General features: G+C 35.9%; 14 protein-coding genes and 1 riboswitch. Of the genes, 12 read left to right on the top strand and 2 right to left on the bottom strand.

Annotated elements, in window-relative coordinates:
* Positions 1-114: 114 nt before the first annotated feature.
* The gene (locus tag GMB29_RS23530; RefSeq protein WP_136352490.1) at positions 115-459 is read right to left on the bottom strand and encodes a DUF3870 domain-containing protein; all 345 of its coding nucleotides are present in this window, start codon (positions 457-459) and stop codon (positions 115-117) included.
* Positions 460-595: 136 nt separating this feature from the next.
* Between GMB29_RS23530 and GMB29_RS23525 the strand changes: the two genes are divergently transcribed.
* Positions 596-1681, top strand: coding sequence for a DNA alkylation repair protein (locus GMB29_RS23525; RefSeq protein WP_136352491.1), 1086 nt, complete (start codon positions 596-598; stop codon positions 1679-1681).
* Positions 1682-2150: 469 nt separating this feature from the next.
* Here the strand turns inward: GMB29_RS23525 and GMB29_RS23520 are convergent, their stop codons facing one another.
* Positions 2151-3071: a S66 peptidase family protein gene (locus GMB29_RS23520; protein ID WP_136352492.1), complete on the bottom strand. Its 921-nt coding sequence runs from the start codon at positions 3069-3071 to the stop codon at positions 2151-2153.
* A gap of 555 nt (positions 3072-3626) precedes the next feature.
* Between GMB29_RS23520 and GMB29_RS23515 the strand changes: the two genes are divergently transcribed.
* From GMB29_RS23515 to GMB29_RS23465, 11 genes are all read left to right on the top strand, one after another.
* The gene (locus tag GMB29_RS23515) at positions 3627-4301 is read left to right on the top strand and encodes a sigma-70 family RNA polymerase sigma factor (RefSeq protein ID WP_136352494.1); all 675 of its coding nucleotides are present in this window, start codon (positions 3627-3629) and stop codon (positions 4299-4301) included.
* Positions 4302-4331: 30 nt separating this feature from the next.
* Positions 4332-4925: an ATP-dependent Clp endopeptidase proteolytic subunit ClpP gene (clpP, locus tag GMB29_RS23510; RefSeq protein ID WP_136352495.1), complete on the top strand. Its 594-nt coding sequence runs from the start codon at positions 4332-4334 to the stop codon at positions 4923-4925.
* 512 nt (positions 4926-5437) lie between these two features.
* Positions 5438-6724, top strand: coding sequence for a C40 family peptidase (locus tag GMB29_RS23505; RefSeq protein ID WP_136352496.1), 1287 nt, complete (start codon positions 5438-5440; stop codon positions 6722-6724).
* Positions 6725-7088: 364 nt separating this feature from the next.
* Entirely contained in the window at positions 7089-8276 is a 1188-nt protein-coding gene (locus tag GMB29_RS23500; protein WP_136352497.1) for a GTP-binding protein, read from the top strand.
* Between the two features lie 39 nt (positions 8277-8315).
* Positions 8316-8465, top strand: a complete 150-nt coding sequence (gene rpmG / locus GMB29_RS23495; RefSeq protein WP_136352498.1) for a 50S ribosomal protein L33 — start codon at positions 8316-8318, stop codon at positions 8463-8465.
* A 162-nt stretch (positions 8466-8627) separates the two neighbouring features.
* Positions 8628-8813: riboswitch (cobalamin riboswitch) on the top strand.
* A 135-nt stretch (positions 8814-8948) separates the two neighbouring features.
* Positions 8949-10862: a DUF4430 domain-containing protein gene (locus GMB29_RS23490; RefSeq protein ID WP_136352499.1), complete on the top strand. Its 1914-nt coding sequence runs from the start codon at positions 8949-8951 to the stop codon at positions 10860-10862.
* A gap of 175 nt (positions 10863-11037) precedes the next feature.
* On the top strand, positions 11038-11898 hold the full coding sequence (locus GMB29_RS23485) for a DUF4430 domain-containing protein (protein WP_136352500.1): 861 nt from the start codon (positions 11038-11040) through the stop codon (positions 11896-11898).
* Positions 11898-12785, top strand: a complete 888-nt coding sequence (locus GMB29_RS23480; RefSeq protein WP_136352501.1) for an energy-coupling factor transporter transmembrane component T — start codon at positions 11898-11900, stop codon at positions 12783-12785. The genes GMB29_RS23485 and GMB29_RS23480 overlap by 1 nt, the downstream gene beginning before the upstream one ends.
* The gene (locus GMB29_RS23475; RefSeq protein WP_136352502.1) at positions 12758-14407 is read left to right on the top strand and encodes an ABC transporter ATP-binding protein; all 1650 of its coding nucleotides are present in this window, start codon (positions 12758-12760) and stop codon (positions 14405-14407) included. The genes GMB29_RS23480 and GMB29_RS23475 overlap by 28 nt, the downstream gene beginning before the upstream one ends.
* Entirely contained in the window at positions 14389-15075 is a 687-nt protein-coding gene (locus GMB29_RS23470) for an ECF transporter S component (protein ID WP_136352503.1), read from the top strand. The genes GMB29_RS23475 and GMB29_RS23470 overlap by 19 nt, the downstream gene beginning before the upstream one ends.
* Before the next feature lie 220 nt (positions 15076-15295).
* Positions 15296-16423, top strand: a complete 1128-nt coding sequence (locus tag GMB29_RS23465; RefSeq protein ID WP_227551421.1) for a histidine kinase N-terminal domain-containing protein — start codon at positions 15296-15298, stop codon at positions 16421-16423.
* Positions 16424-16507: the final 84 nt, after the last annotated feature.

Here is a 16507-nt window from a genome sequence, read left to right as displayed (position 1 = left end):
TCTTAATTTAAATGAAATGGGTGTATTTCACCATTAAGAAGACACTATCCGTTCGTAAGAATGTTAACGTTTTCAGTTAATTCTATTTTATTCTAACAAAATAGAATTTTGCTATCAAGAGATTTCCTCCATTTTCTTCTTTTTTTCAATATAACGTGTGTACGCAGCTTTTAATGCGACAATAACTGAATTTGTTGATGGTGTATAATAATGAGTCTCAATCCTTTTAATGAGATCATCTAACCCATTTGTTAAATCATAATTGACAAGAACTCTGCTCAAAAAATCTCGAGCAAGATCAGTGACAAATGTAAATTCTGCATTCACAATGACATTTGTTTCAATATCAATTTCTAAAACAATACCAGATGTCTTATAAATCTCATACATTGCACTGCCTTGTGGGGCTTTCGCATATCCCGTAACGAGCACTGTTTTTAATTCAAATTGTTTTGTCATGATAATTGCATCCCCTTTAATGTATTTATTATATTTTAAAGGAAAAAGGAAAGAATTGATATTCAGATTTTTATAGATGCTGATACTACCCGAGATAGCAGGATGTTCATAATAAATGAAATAAAAGGAGCAGAAAATGGCAGAGGAACTTAGAAATTTATTTAATCAACAATTTATCAATGAACTCTCGAATAAGATAAAAGCAGAGCAAGCAAGTTTTAATAAAGATCAATTTCAAGCACTTATTTACAATGAAAGCTGGAATGAACTCGCATTAAAACAGCGAGTAAGACATATTACAAGTTGTCTTCATCAAACAATAGCACTGGACTATACGGAAGTTCTTGAAGTATTAAAAAAGGTAGCTCCGTCCTTTCAAGGCGGTCTAACTGGCATCATATTCCCAGACTATGTAGAAGTATATGGACTGGATCATTGGGAGGAATCTATGGAAGCACTCCAATACTTCACCCAACTTTCTACATCTGAATTTGCAGTAAGACCTTTTGTGGTAAAAGACCAGTCTCGAATGATGAAGCAGTTTCTTCTATGGAGCATGCATCCTAATGAGCATGTCAGACGATTAGCAAGTGAGGGCTCAAGGCCGCGATTGCCGTGGGGAATCGCTCTATCAAGCCTCAAACAAGATCCAAGTCCGGTTATTCCAATCTTAGAAAATTTAAAAAAAGATCCCTCTCACTATGTACGCAAAAGTGTAGCAAATAATTTAAATGACATTTCAAAAGATCATCCAGAACTCGTCTTAGACATTGCGCAGAAATGGTATGGTGAACACGAACTGACGAACTGGATTATTAAAAAAGGGATCAGAACACTAATGAAAAAAGGTAATCAACAAGCACTAGAACTGTTTGGCTTTGCAGGAAATTCTCATTTAAAAGTAGAAGATTTGCTTGTTACAAAGACAATCCATATTGGTGACACGATATCCTTCTCATTCGGCCTCAAATCAACAGATGAAAAACCAACTAAGCTGAGAATTGAATATGAGATCAACTTCGTAAAAGCAAACGGTAAACAATCAGCAAAATTATTCAAAATCACTGAAACAGTCATTCAACCGGGTGAAAAAAAGATTTATACAAAAAAGCATTCATTTAATGACTTAACAACAAGGAAACATTATCCTGGAGAACATTCTCTCTCAATATTTGTAAATGGTGAAATGAAGGTGACAGAGGAATTTGTGGTAGTGCAATAAATTGAAAAATGGTTCAATTATCGCCATAAAGATTCAATGAAAAGAAAAGAAGTTTCAATCTCTCCAATTCCTTTGATTTATGTAAAAAGGCAGCAGGAGCATGCGAACGGGGGCGTTATTCCAAAAAGGATTAAGGCCTTTTTTGTTGAGGATGTTGCTAACAAGATGAATAGTAGAAGAAGCCTTATAGTTATTTATCATAAGTCTTATTAAACTTACGAAATAGATAAAAGAGTAAATGGGATAAAGGAAGAATATATAGGCAGGTTAATGCCTGTTATTTTTCTTTCATTAACTGGTTTATTCCTTTAACAAAGGAATGCTTGTTACTTATTAAATAAAAACGAAGCAGGATTGTTCAATAAGTAGAAGAACAAAAGATGTTAAAATTTTGTCGTATTAGACATATATTGTATATTAAGAAAAACAGAGTTTTATTTACATCCTCACTAAGCAAAAACTTCAAACACTAAGAAACGGTTGGTTCAAGCACTGTCAATGTATTATCTGTTGAATTTAGATTTACATTAGCACCTATTGGAATAGCGGCTTTATAAAAGCCATGACCTGTAGTAAGGTTGACTAGCAGTGGCTTTCTTAAAGGGACTAATAAAGAATTAATTAAATCTTCATATGTTGTACCATAAGATACAAGGCAATTCGTACATTCTCCCATAATAATACCAAGACAATCTTGAAGTTTACCTGACATTAATAATTGAGTTAAATACCTAAAAATCATTGTAGTTGGAGAGTGGGTTTCTTCTAAAAAAAGTATTTTTCCTTTTGTATCAATTTCATATGGTGTACCAAGTGCATTTACTAACGAAGTCAAATTTCCACCCACTATTGGACCTGTTACATTTCCCGGAACTAAACCCCTTTGGGTTATGTTCGGTGGATTTTGGATCACCCTGGGAGAATTCAACGTAGAAATTGCTTCAAAAAATTGATTGAAGTTATAAGCAGGTGTTTCTGGTCTAAAGTCAATAAGCATTAAACTATGGAATGTAATTAAATTACTAAATTGATATAAACTATTTAATAATACTGTTATGTCACTATAACCAGTTATAATTTTAGGATTCTGTCTAATGACTTCAAAATTTAGATAAGGGAGAATGGTCTGAACCCCAGTCCCTCCACGGGTTGCAAGGATCATTTTGACATTCGGATCTCTGACCATATTCATTAAATCATCTGCTCTTTGTTGAGCTGATGTTGCTACGATGCCGCCATAAGAATAAACATACCTGCCAAAAACGATATTAAAGCCCATATTTCTCAAGTATTGTACTCTGGTATTAATAATATTTGCATCAAGAGGGGTGCCAAGTGTAACTAATCCAATTGTATCTCCTCTTTCTAATACCGGGGGTCTTATTGCCATATTTCCACTCCCTCTTTACAATTAAAATTTACGATAATAAAAAGTATTATAAAGTGATCTGAAATATGTCATATTCAAGATAACTACTAATTAAGTGCCTAAACAGTAAGAAGATAATATTCAACAGAAAAAGGAATTTACTTCTTCAACTAAGGGGTTTTAACGAGCCTAAAATATGCAAATTTTTATACAGAAATGCGGACACATTCCAATGAACAGATTCTACGGATTTTGGTGTTGTTCGTCTTGTAAACATTTATCAAAAGATGCACACATACATGCATTAGATGATTACAACTATTTATTTGGTGAAGAGATTACTAAAAAGCAACTTCGTTCATTTCTCCATATTTCTTCAAGAACAAGTGCAACAAAATTCCTCAATAAGTTAAATTATCACCATATTGGAACAACTAAAAACAGGGTTTACTTTATAAAACATCCTTAGCAAATGAGTACTCAAACAAATAAAATAGAATAAAATAAAAAACCCCATATCTTTTTCTACCCCCTTATTCGTTTATAAAATAGAGAGTGTTAAAAGGAGTGAATAGTATGCATAGTAACGTGCGGGAGGACCTTGCTAATAAGAAGTTATATAAGCTTGAGGAATATATACCAGCGCTTTTGGCATATAGCAAATTTTTAACGAAGAGCAGTTGGGATGGAGAGGATATTGCACAAGAAACTTTTCTGAAGGCAATTGAGAAATATGGTCATAAGCCTGAAAAGATCTCCTCTGCCCTGTTAAAGAAAATGGCCTATAATCAATGGATCGATACAATCCGTAAGCGGAAAAAAGAAGCGATAGAGGATGTGCTTGAGAATATCGCTGAAATGAATGGACATCCATCTGTTGATAAGATGGAGATCGTTCAATATCTACTCAATCATTTTACGCCGAAACAAGCAGTTATCCTTTTTTTAAAAGAGGCATTTTGTTATCAATCTAATGAGATTGCAGAAATTCTTGGGACTACAGAAATGGCGGTAAAATCAATCTTATATCGCTCAAAAAAGCGAATTGAAAAGCAAAGCAGCACAGAGCTCGACTGGGAAAAGGAAGAAAGACAATTGCTATCAGAATTGTTTCATGACGCTCTCGTCCAACAGGATCCTTCTATCCTTATTCGTACTATTCCGATGATACACTCTTTAATGAAGGAATCCATTACGGCCATTCCTTCAAAAACACTCTCTCCTTCAAGCGTACTATGCTTGGCTGCATAACGTATAAACACTGACAAGGAGGGTTTTATAATGACAGCAATTCCATATGTGATTGAGCAATCGAATCGAGGAGAAAGGTCATATGATATTTATTCCCGTCTGTTAAAAGATCGGATTATTATGCTTGGTGATGAGATCAATGATCAAGTTGCTAACAGTGTTGTTGCACAATTATTATTTTTGGCTGCTGATGATTCTGAAAAAGATATATCATTGTATATAAATAGTCCAGGTGGTTCCACCTCTGCAGGATTTGCCATTTTTGATACAATGCAATATATAAAACCAGATATTAGGACAATTTGTACAGGAATGGCTGCTTCTTTCGGTGCTACCCTGCTCCTTGCCGGAACAAAGGGAAAGCGCTATGCCTTACCAAATAGTGAAATTATGATTCACCAGCCGTTAGGCGGAGTGAAGGGGCAGGCGACAGATATCGAAATCTCTGCAAGACGAATTCTAAGGTTAAAAGAGCATGTAAACAAATTATATGCAGACTTCACTGGACAGCCAATTGAAAAAGTAAGAATTGATACAGAACGGGATTATTTTATGAGTGCAGAAGAGGCACTGCAGTATGGAATTATTGATGAAATTATTTACCCCGCCTCTAAACTTGAGTAATACAAAGAAGCGAAGGTGAGGCTGCCCGTAAAAGTTCGACGAAGAACAGGACGTTCAAGTCGGGCTAAAGCCACAGGATGTGGCGTTCCAAGCGTGATAAGTCTCGCTAACCATCAGTTGTAGGTAAGGATACCCCCACTGATGGCAGTCTCGTACACTATCCGCATTAATAGGAAAAAAGGCGATTCCTTTCATTTGGAATCGTCTTTTTTATTGATAAAAATGAGTTAACTAGACCCAAGTTCCTACTAAATTCAGAGACTATAAGCTACTAGAAATAGTGATTGATATGTGTTAGTGTTTACTCTGTGGATTTTTTTAGGGTGAAAAAAAAGGTCTTTTGTTATATTTGAAATATAATTGTAATATTAATAACATAATTTTGTCGCATTTTGATGATATACTACTAATTGTGGCTGAATAAGTCTAAAGTATTACAAATTGATGATAAAAGAATATTACTAGATACATAGAAATAGAATTTGAATGAGAATCGAAAGCAGGGGAAGAGAATGTCAAAAAAGAAACTAATAGTTATGAATTTAGCAGTCATGATCGGTTTAGGCAGTACATTTGCTATTCCTTCAGCAAATGCTGAATCAAGTTCGAGTTTATCAGAAGTTCAGCAGCAGCGTTCAGAAGTTCAAGAAAATATTGCAAATGCAGATCAAGATTTAAAGAAGATTCAAGAAGAAATTAATCATTTAAATGCGCAAATCAAACGCGTTGATCAAGCTATTGCAGAAAACAACAAAAAAATGGCACAAACAGAAAAAGAAATTGCTGCCGCTAATGCAGAGATTAGTAAAATGGAAGAAGAAATCGCAGTTTTAGAAGAGACAATTAAAAATAGAACAGAAATCTTAAAACAACGTGCTATTTCCTACCAACATAGTGGTGGAAATGTTGACTATTTTGATGTATTAGTTGGTTCTTCTAGTTTCAGTGATTTTGTAAACCGCGCAATCGCAGTCGGGAAAATTGTCGAAGCAGATAGAGAACTTTTACAACAGCATGAGGCAGATCAAAAATCTTTAAAAGAAACGCAAGCTGCTAAAGTGAAAAAGCTTGCTGATCTAACAAATCTGAAAACAGAATTAGAAGGTATGAATGCTCAAGTTCTTGAACAAAAAGCAAACAATGATGAGTTGAAAGAACAGCTTAAAAATGATGAAACTGCAACAATAGCTGCAAAAGCAAGTTTACAGCGAAAAGATAGTAATCTTGCTTCAGAAGAGGCTAGTATTGAACAAAGTATTTCACAACAAGCTTCACAATCTGCTGATGTTGAATTAACAAGCGGTGATAATGTCGATTCTTCAAGCTCAAGTTCTAATTCTAGTACAAGCAGTAAAAAAAGCAGTACTAGCAACAAAAAAACAGTAGCATCAACACCAGTAAATTCTAATGGTACTGTTAATGACTTAATTAGAGCAGGTTATAAGTATTTCGGTAACTCTGTTTATGTCTTTGGTGGCGGTAGAAGTGCATCAGATATCGCAAATGGTAGATTTGACTGTTCAGGATTTGTTATTTGGGCATTTTCAACAGTTGGTGTACAATTAAGTGGAAATACAGATTCATTAAAGCACGCAGGTACACAAGTTTCATCTAGCAATATGCAACCGGGAGATCTTGTCTTCTTTGATACGTACAAAAAAGACGGACATGTTGGAATCTATGTCGGTGGCGGAAAATTCATCGGTTCTCAAAGCTCAACAGGTGTAGCAATTGCAAATATGTCTAGCGGTTATTGGGGAAGTAAGTTTAACGGACGTGTAGTACGTATTAATTTATAAAATAGTAGATAGGGCTGACTATTATGTGTCAGTCCTTTTTTACGTAATCTATACCTTTTTAATTCCCAAAGTTTTTTAAATTGAAACATAAAATCTATTATCTCTCCCGATTTTTTTCACTGTAGATGGAATAATTAGAAGGTAAAAGGAATGAGAGAGAAACTGATAGACGAATAAATATTTAATTATCTTTATAGAGTTGCTTTTTCAGACGAAATATTATACGATATAAAACGTAATAATTACGAATTAAGAAATAAACCATTTGATGACAATGAGAGCAGTTGTTTAGATGTTAAGGTGTTACTAATTCGTATCACTTATAAATCGTAATGGTATCGTTTTGTAAGAGGGAGAAGATTGAATGAATAAAAAAGTCCCAGTAACAGTATTAAGCGGATATTTAGGATCAGGAAAAACAACGTTATTAAATCATATTTTAGCGAACAAAGAAAATAAACGGGTCGCTGTCATTGTGAATGATATGAGTGAGGTGAATATCGATGCCACACTCATCAAGCAAGGCGGATTTTCACGGACAGAGGAAAAGCTGGTTGAACTGCAAAATGGCTGTATTTGCTGCACATTACGAGAGGATTTAATTTTTGAAGTTGAAAAACTAGTTAAGCAAGGGGATATTGACTATCTAGTCATCGAATCAACTGGTATTTCAGAGCCCGTTCCTGTTGCCCAAACCTTTACATATGTTGACGATGAGCTAGGAATTAATCTGTCAGAGCTTTGTGAATTAGATGCAATGGTAACGGTAGTTGATGCCAATCGCTTTTGGCATGATTTTTCTTCTGGTGAAACACTTTTGGATCGTAAGCAGGCAACTGATGAAACGGATACGAGAGAGGTTGTTGACTTATTAATTGATCAGATTGAATTTGCCAATATCATTGTCTTAAATAAAGCAGATTTAGTTGATCGGGAAGATATTGAGGAATTAAATGCTGTTATTCAGAAATTAAATCCTGAAGCGAAAGTGATAGAAAGTATCTATTCTAAGGTGAATCTATCTGACATATTGGATACACATTTGTTTGATTTTGAAAAAGCAAGTCAGGCAGCAGGATGGATCAAGGAGCTTATGACTGAACATATTCCTGAAACAGAAGAGTATGGTATTACATCATTTGTTTTCAAACGCAGACGTCCGTTCCATCCGCAAAGATTGATGGAGTGGCTTGAGAATTGGCCGGTAGATGTTGTGCGTGCAAAGGGGTTCTTTTGGTTAGCTTCACGAAATAATATGGTTGGTCTGCTATCGCAAGCTGGTCCTTCGATTATGATTCAAGGAGCAGGTGAATGGATTGCAACATATTCGAAGAAAGAACAGCAAGAGATTCTAAAGGAAGAGCCTGATTTATTAAGGAAATGGGATGAGCTGCATGGAGACCGGATAACAGAACTCGTAATGATTGGGATTGAGATGAATCATCAAGAAATAGTGGATTCCCTTGATCAATGTCTATTAACAAATGATGAGATGAATCAAGATTGGTCAACCTTTGTTGATCCACTACCAGCCTTTACAGCAGCAGTTTAAATTGAGAAACATCTATATTATTATAGGAGGAATAAAAAAATGAGAGTAACGATAACATTAGCATGTACAGAAACAGGGGATCGAAATTATATAACTACTAAGAATAAACGAAATAATCCAGAGAGAATCGAATTGATGAAGTATTGTCCACGTTTGAAAAAGCGTACATTACATCGTGAAACAAAGTAATCGAAAAACCAGAAAGCATTATTTGGCTAAACAACAAGAAGCCAAGTAATGCTTTTTATTGTTAGATATAACCTTGTCTGAGGTTTGTTGCTGATGTCTCTGCTACTCAACTTATGACCTGTTGTTGACACTTATTTTATACTAGACTATTATTAAATCAGCATAAATACGGTAAAAATAGGTTGATAGACTTATATAAAGCTATCATGAAAAGGGAGGACCGGTGAAAATCCGGCGCGGTCCCGCCACTGTAAATGAGAGCTTTTTACATTGTAACCACTGTAATGGGAAGGTTGTAAAGAAGCGTTGATCATGAGTCAGGAGACCTGCCTGTTTTTATTACACCTTGTACTACGAGGATAGGAGGGTGTTAAGAGGGATTCGACATATTCTTGACGTCTACTTCTTAATGATCTGATCTAACTCCTCATAAGGGGTTTTTTTTATGGTTAAGTTTACATATTAGATGGGAGAGAAGGAAGAGTGATTTTAAAGAAAGTAAGAAATTTATTTTTTGCTGTTATAATCATATGTACTTTATCAGTAGGGACTTTTCAGCCTGTTACCTTTGCTGCTGAGGAGGTCACACAAGAAGGTACAATTACGATTGTAGGCAATGGCGAAAATATTCTTGAAGAGACGAGTTATATCTATGAGGAAGATACAACAGCATTTGACGTTCTCGTTAACTCGGTTGGAGCGGAAAATGTCGAGTATGTTGATTATCCATCAGGGAAAATGATTACAGGAATTAATGGTTTAACGCCGGCAGAAGACGAAACGTTCTACTGGGCATTTTACATTAATGGTGTATCGGCACAAGTTGGTGCTGACAACTATAAGGTTCAAAATGGAGATAAAATAAGTTTTCGTTATGTTGATTGGACAAATCTAACAGACTCAAGTGTTTCACTAAAGGTTATCGGTAATGAAGAAAATGACATGATCCTAAATCCTTCAACGATCTCTTTTATTGATCAGCCAACAGCATTTGATTTATTAAAAGTAGTTTTAGGTCCTGAAAAAATGACTTACACCACCTATGATTTTGGTGCAATGATCGATAGTATCGATGGTTTAAAAGCAGAAGGAACTTATTATTGGGCTTTCTACATAAACGGTGAGCAAGCACAAAAAGGTGTCTCTGATTATCAACTTCAGAATGGTGATGAAATCTCTTTACAATATGAATCTTGGGAAACACCTGAAGAAGAACCGAAAGAAGAAGAAGTGGAACAACCTGAAGACCTTTCATCGGCTAAGCCATTTGATGAAGCAACATTAACAAATTCGATTATTAATGCTACAGAATATGTGCTACAAAACGAATTTGGTGATTGGCAGGCAATTGCTATTAAACAAGCAGGGAAAACCTTGCCAGCAAACTACTTTGAAAACCTTAAAAAGCAAATTAAAGACAAAGATGGAAGTTTCTCAAAAATTACAGATTATGAGCGATTAACATTAGGTGTTTTAGCGGCTGGTGGGAATCCAACAAATATTGAAGGCTATAATCTAGTTGAAAAAATTTATAACGGAAATGTCACAAAGCAAGGATTAAATGGTGTAGCAAATGCTTTGATTGCCTTAGATAGTGCTGAATTCGACATACCTGAAAATGCAAATTGGTCCCGTGAAGAACTAGTTGGTTATTTAATGGAGAATCAAAACGAAGATGGTGGCTGGTCATGGAGTGGTGATTCAACAAGTGATAGTGATACAACAGCGATGGTAATAACTGCTCTTGCTCCTTACAAAACTGAAAGTGACGTGAAGGCAGCCATCGATTTAGCTACAAGCTACTTATCTAATCAGTTTCAAACAAATAAAATAGATAATAGTTCTACGGCAGCGCAAATCATCATTGGACTTTCAGCTTTAGCAATTGATGCGAATAGTGAAGCATTTACAAATGATGAAGGCAGTTTAATCGATTATCTGTTAACTTTCCAAAATGTTGATGGTGGATTTGATTGGCAAGGGGGAGACACGAGTGATGTATTTTCAACTGACCAAGCATATCGTGGTATTGTTGCCTATCAATTGTTTTTGAACGGTGAAGGTTCTTTATACTCACTTCCGCTTGTTGACAATGGCTCTACACCAGCACCACCTGTAACTCCGGCAGAAGATGATAAATCAGATGAAGTGAAAGTTGATACGGATAACAACACAACACAAGAGGAAGAACAAGCAGATTCAGTTAACAATACAAACAGTGATAACAAAATAAATACTGAAACCAACAAAGAACAGCAATCGACAACAACTGAAACACACCGCTTGCCAAATACAGCAACATCACATTTTAATTTATTAGCAGCAGGCGGCATTCTAGTAATAATCGGTTTAGTTGTCTTTGTTTATCAAAAGCGACGAAACATGAATAAAGCATAAACGAAATGAGGATGACGGACAAAAAAGAATTTCATTTCTTTCAACCAATCAATACGATTGTTCATGTTGGAGGGATGCTTATTCTTTATGTTAAAGTCACCCTCGTTTTCTTGATATAGCATATGTTATGAGAATCCAAATAAAAGAAGGATATTAGTAGGATAGGAGGTATAAGATGAAGAAGTTTAACATCATGCTCATCGCTTTTATCGCGTCATTATTGTTCTTAACCGCATGTGAAAAAGATGAAGTCGTACCAGCTGCAGAGACAGCAAAAAAAGAAGAGACAACAACAGATCAAGCCACAGCTGACAAACAAACTGAGCAAGAAAAAAAGAATACGTCTGAAGAGCAAGAAAATGAGAAAGCGCAATCAAAAGATGCAGCAAGTACGGTTCAGTCTACAACAGTAAATTCGACAAGCAGCGAAAAAAATACCAATGATACAAGTGAAAAGACAGAAAATGAAGAAAAAACGGATGCACCATCGACTAATCGTACAATCGAAAATAAGCCTGCAAATCATACAACTACTCAATCAGCGGCAAAACCTGTAGAAAAAGAAACGAATCAAACAACTACTACTTCAAAATCACAATCCAGCACGGTAACGAAATCTATACCAGCACAGAAACCTGTAGAAAAAGAAGCAGAAAAACCGAAGGAGCCACAAACCCAGCCACCAAAGAAAAAAGAAATAAAAGAAACGGTTACCATTGCAGTTATAGGTGATTCTGAAAAAGGAACGATCCTCTCGTCAACAAAGGTAGAAATTACAGCTGGAAATACTGTTTTAGATGTTACGCAATCGATTTTAAAGCAAAAAGGAATACCGATTAGTGTAACGGGAAATGGATCCACTGCTTATGTGGAAGGAATTGCGAATCTATTTGAATTTGACCGCGGGCCTTTAAGCGGCTGGACAGCAAAGAGAAATGGTATAACTATAGGTAGAAGTTCAGATGTGATTGAAGTGAAAAATGGCGATACGATACAATGGATCTACACGACAAATTACAAAGAGGATAGCAAATAATGACAAGAGGCATTCATTCGTACCATCCTTTTGTCAGCTTTTTATATTACGTAGGAGCAACAGCACTGGTTATGCTTTATAAGCATCCGGTGTTTTTGCTTGTTGGGGGACTTTTTCTTATTCTATTTAATTTTCAATTAGATAGAGGAAAAACCTTAAGAAGCTGGTTGCTCATGTTACTCATCCTATCCTGCTTTTTTCTCATCGTTAATCCATTCGTAAATCATCGCGGTACACATATATTGTTTTATTTTTACAACAACCCGATTATGCTCGAAGCAATTTATGGCGGGATGATTTCAGCATTATCTATTTTTACGATTATGGTTTTATTTACTTCTTATAATCTTGTCATCACTGCTGATAAATTTTTATATTTATTTTCAAGATGGCTGCCACAATGGGCATTACTTGTAATGCTTTCCATGAGATTTGTTCCATTGTTAAGAAGAAGATTAAGAGAAATAGAAACCGTCCAAAAAGGAAAAGGACTTTCTGTAATAGAAGGGAAAGTAAAGGATCGTGTTAAAAATGGCATTAATTTCGTCCAAATCTTGTTAACATGGTCACTTGAAGAAGCCATTCAAACAGCTGATTCAATGGCTGCAAGAGGGTATGGGCTAAAGAAACGCAGTAAATATACGCCATATAAATGGCAGATGAAAGATTGGCTGGCGAGTTTTTTTATGATCATTATTGGAGCCATTGGAATAGTTGGCTGGTGGTTAGGTGATGGTGTATTAAGTATCTACCCTATTTTAGAAACAATGGCGATTCAAGGTAGAGAATGGTTTTATTTGATGATTTATACCTTCTTTATAGGTGCACCAGTAATGATTGAAGGAAGGGAGGAGTTACGATGGCATTTTTGGAAGCAAGGCAGATAAGCTTTGCATATCCTGAAGAAAAGCAAAAGGTGATACATGAAGTTTCTTTTACAGTTGAACAGGGGGAATTTATTGTTCTTTGCGGTCCTTCTGGTAGTGGAAAGTCAACACTATTAAGATTGATGAAGCGAGAAATTGCCCCGCATGGCAGCTTTTCAGGTGAGTTCTTTCTTGAAGACCGATCACTAGCTAGTGCACATCCAGAGAAGATTGCAAAAGATATTGGGATGGTGTTTCAAGATCCTGAAAATCAAATCGTTATGGAGAATGTATTAGAAGAACTAATATTTGGGATGGAAAATATGGGTGCCTCAACAGAGGAAATGAGGAAGCGAGTTGCAGAAATCGTTCATTTCTTCGGTTTAGAGGGATTACTTAACAGAAAAACACATGAACTTTCTGGAGGTCAAAAGCAATTAGTAAATTTAGCTTCTGTGCTATTGCTTGAGCCTAAAATCCTGTTGCTTGATGAGCCTACCGCACAATTAGATCCTGTCGCAGCTCGAGAATTTATTAGCATGCTTCAGACGATGAATGAAGAATTCGGGATAACCGTTATCATCGCAGAGCATCGATTAGAGGAGTTGTTTGGGATTGCGGATCGAGCGATTGTATTGGACAAGGGAGAAATTGTGTCATTTGACCATCCTAAACAGGTTATATTTACACTTGGACAAAATGCAAATCATCCCATGTACCACTACTTACCTAGTCCTGCCTTGCTTTACCTTGAAAACACAACAAATAAACATGTTCAGGACATCCCATTATCGGTGAAGGAAGGGAAGAACTGGCTTAAAAATCGTCGTATAGAAAGTAGAGGGACATTCGAGCAAAGGGTAAATGATCAGAGTGAATTAATGAAGCTAAAACAAATTGATTTTCAATATTCAAAGGACAAGAACCTGATATTGAACGGACTTTCCTTAACCGTTTTTGAAGGAGAATGGCTTTCAATCGTTGGGGCCAATGGAACTGGAAAGTCAACATTATTAAAGATTATGGCAGGTCTTGAACAGTCACAACGCGGCACTGTCTTTTATAAAGGGAGAAAAGTAAAGAGGCAAATGCCATCAGAAATCGGCTATCTTCCGCAAAATCCAAAGTTGTTCTTTATCCAAGATACGATAAAAGATGAACTTGAGAGTATCATTGACTTTCACCATCTCCAATCTGGGGAAGAGCGAATGAATGAACTATTGACGGTTTTACAACTAGAAAACGTAAAGAATCGACATCCATATGATGTTAGCGGCGGCGAAATGCAAAAGGCTGCACTTGCAGGAGTACTGCTTCCAAAGCCGAAGCTATTATTAGTTGATGAACCTACTAAAGGGCTTGATCCTGAAGCAAAATACCGATTTGGAGAGTTACTCAAATCATTGCAGGAAAAAGGGTTAACAATCGTAATGGTTACTCATGATATTGAGTTTGCAGCCAAGTATTCAACAAGATGTGCCATGATGTTCCAAGGCTCAATAACAATCGAGGCTCCATCAAAAAGCTTTTTTCAAGGGAATGCGTTTTATACAACAGTAATCAATCGAATGACAAGAGGAAGCGATATTCCTGATGTCTTAACAGTTGAGGAGGCTCGGAAAATTTGGCGCGTTCACGGGTAATCCTATTAGTTATTGCGGCATTCATAAGTTTAATTCTTATTGTAGAGCCTCTGATTTCTTCCCAACAGTATGTCCTTGTAAGTTTCCTCATTATCTCATGTACCTTTCTTCCTTTTATGATTCGCTTTGAGCGTCGAAAGGTAGCTGGAAGAGAGCTTGTGATGCTGGCGGTTTTGGCGGCGATTGCAGCTGTAAGTCGGGTGCCCTTTGCATCGATTCCAAGTGTGCAGCCAACAACCTTTGTGATCATCGTCACGGGAATTGCATTTGGAGCAGAAAGCGGTTTTGTCGTCGGGGCACTAGCTGCTTTAGTGTCAAATTTATTTTTAGGCCAAGGGCCGTGGACCCCTTGGCAAATGTATGCATGGGGAATGATCGGTTTAACTGCAGGACTATTGAGGCATACATGGCTAATGAAGCATACAATCGGCAGGCTTATTTTTGGATTTATGGCTGGAATTCTTTTTGGATGGGTCATGAATCTATGGTATTTTGTCAGTTTAGGTGAACGGGTTGGGATGGCTGAAATCGTTGCTTATTATGGGGCAAGCCTTTATTTCGATTTAGCTCATGCTTTTTCGAACGTCTTTTTCCTCATCGTTTTTGCAAACAGCTGGGTTAAGATTTTACAGCGCTTCAGAAAAAAATACGGTTTGCTTGATCAATAAGGGTTAGCACGAGTTTAGGGAAGACCTTTTTTTTGCTTGCAGTGAATTTGATGATTGGTATCAATTACCATTTTTATCTTTTTAAAGATCTATTAAAGTCTAGTAGGGTAAAACAAAAAAGCCATCTCCAAAAGATACTTTTATTAGAGATAAAGAAGGTTTTTCTTGCTTTTTGTCAAATTATTTAAAAAAAGTTTGTAATAGTGAAAGTGGTGATAGCTTGGATTCAACATCTGGATCAATAATTGCTACGAAAAAGAAATTAATTCAGTATTTAGAAAGTAATGAAAAAGATTTTTTAAAAGCCTGGCATAAAAGTATTTTCATTCATGAAAAAGATATGTTTAAGGAGCATATAGAAGGTAACGGATTCCATATGTACGTGTTAATTAAAAAGGCAATTATGGAACCTGTAGCAGATGAGACTGTAAAAGAGTTTGCTTATAAGGTTGCAAAAGAACGGGTCCTTAGTAATAGCAATATTGGTGAATTTGTTTACAATGTGAATTTAGGACGGAGTACGGTAATAAAATATGTAATCAAATCTGGAATATCGATTACGGACTTGCAGCCAATCATCGATGTGATTAACAATCATTTTGATCGTTACTGCTATCATGCCGTTACGAGATACACGGAGTTAAAAGATATGGAATTAAAAGAAAAAGTGTTGTTTATTAATCAATCTCACAAGGATCGATTATCCCTGCTCGGTCAAATGTCCTCTAGTTTTGTTCATGAATTTAGAAATCCTCTAACATCAGTAATTGGCTTTATAAAGCTGTTAAAAATGGAAAACCCCTCATTGAAATATATGGAAACGATTGAGCATGAATTGGATCAATTAAAGTTTCGAATTACTCAATTCCTTCATGCTTCTAAACTGGACGTTGTCGATAAGAACGAAGAAGAGCTTGATATTGAAGAATTGTTTACAGAAATTCTCTCATTTCTATATCCAAGCATTGTTGATGGGGATGTAGATGTAATCACGAACATACAGTCAGCAAGTAAAATCATTGCAGTAAAAGATGAAGTGAAGCAAGTATTAGTCAATATTATATTAAACTCAATTGATGCATTAAAACATAAATCATCGAATCGAGAGTTAGTGATTACTTGCGAGGAAAAACAGCAATCAATTGTGTTTACGATTTCGAATAATGGTCCCGAAATACCTGAAGAAATGAAAGAAGCTATTTTTGAACCTTTTTATACGACAAAAAGTTTAGGGACTGGAATAGGGCTTTATGTATGTAAAACACTGATCGAAAAGCATAAAGGCACCATTCACTGTGAATCTAATCAAGAGAGTACATCATTTATTATCAGTTTCCCGATGGTATAAACGTATGTTATTCATGTTTATGTTTATATTAAATAAAGACGACCACTACTAACATGTAATGGTCTTTTTTGATTTCTTACAATA

Origin of the sequence: Metabacillus sediminilitoris, assembly GCF_009720625.1 — a bacterium.
In the GTDB taxonomy this organism is placed as follows: domain Bacteria; phylum Bacillota; class Bacilli; order Bacillales; family Bacillaceae; genus Metabacillus; species Metabacillus sediminilitoris.
The sequence above is the reverse complement of the archived record's forward strand: the minus strand, read 5'-3'. Positions and strand labels throughout refer to the sequence as shown.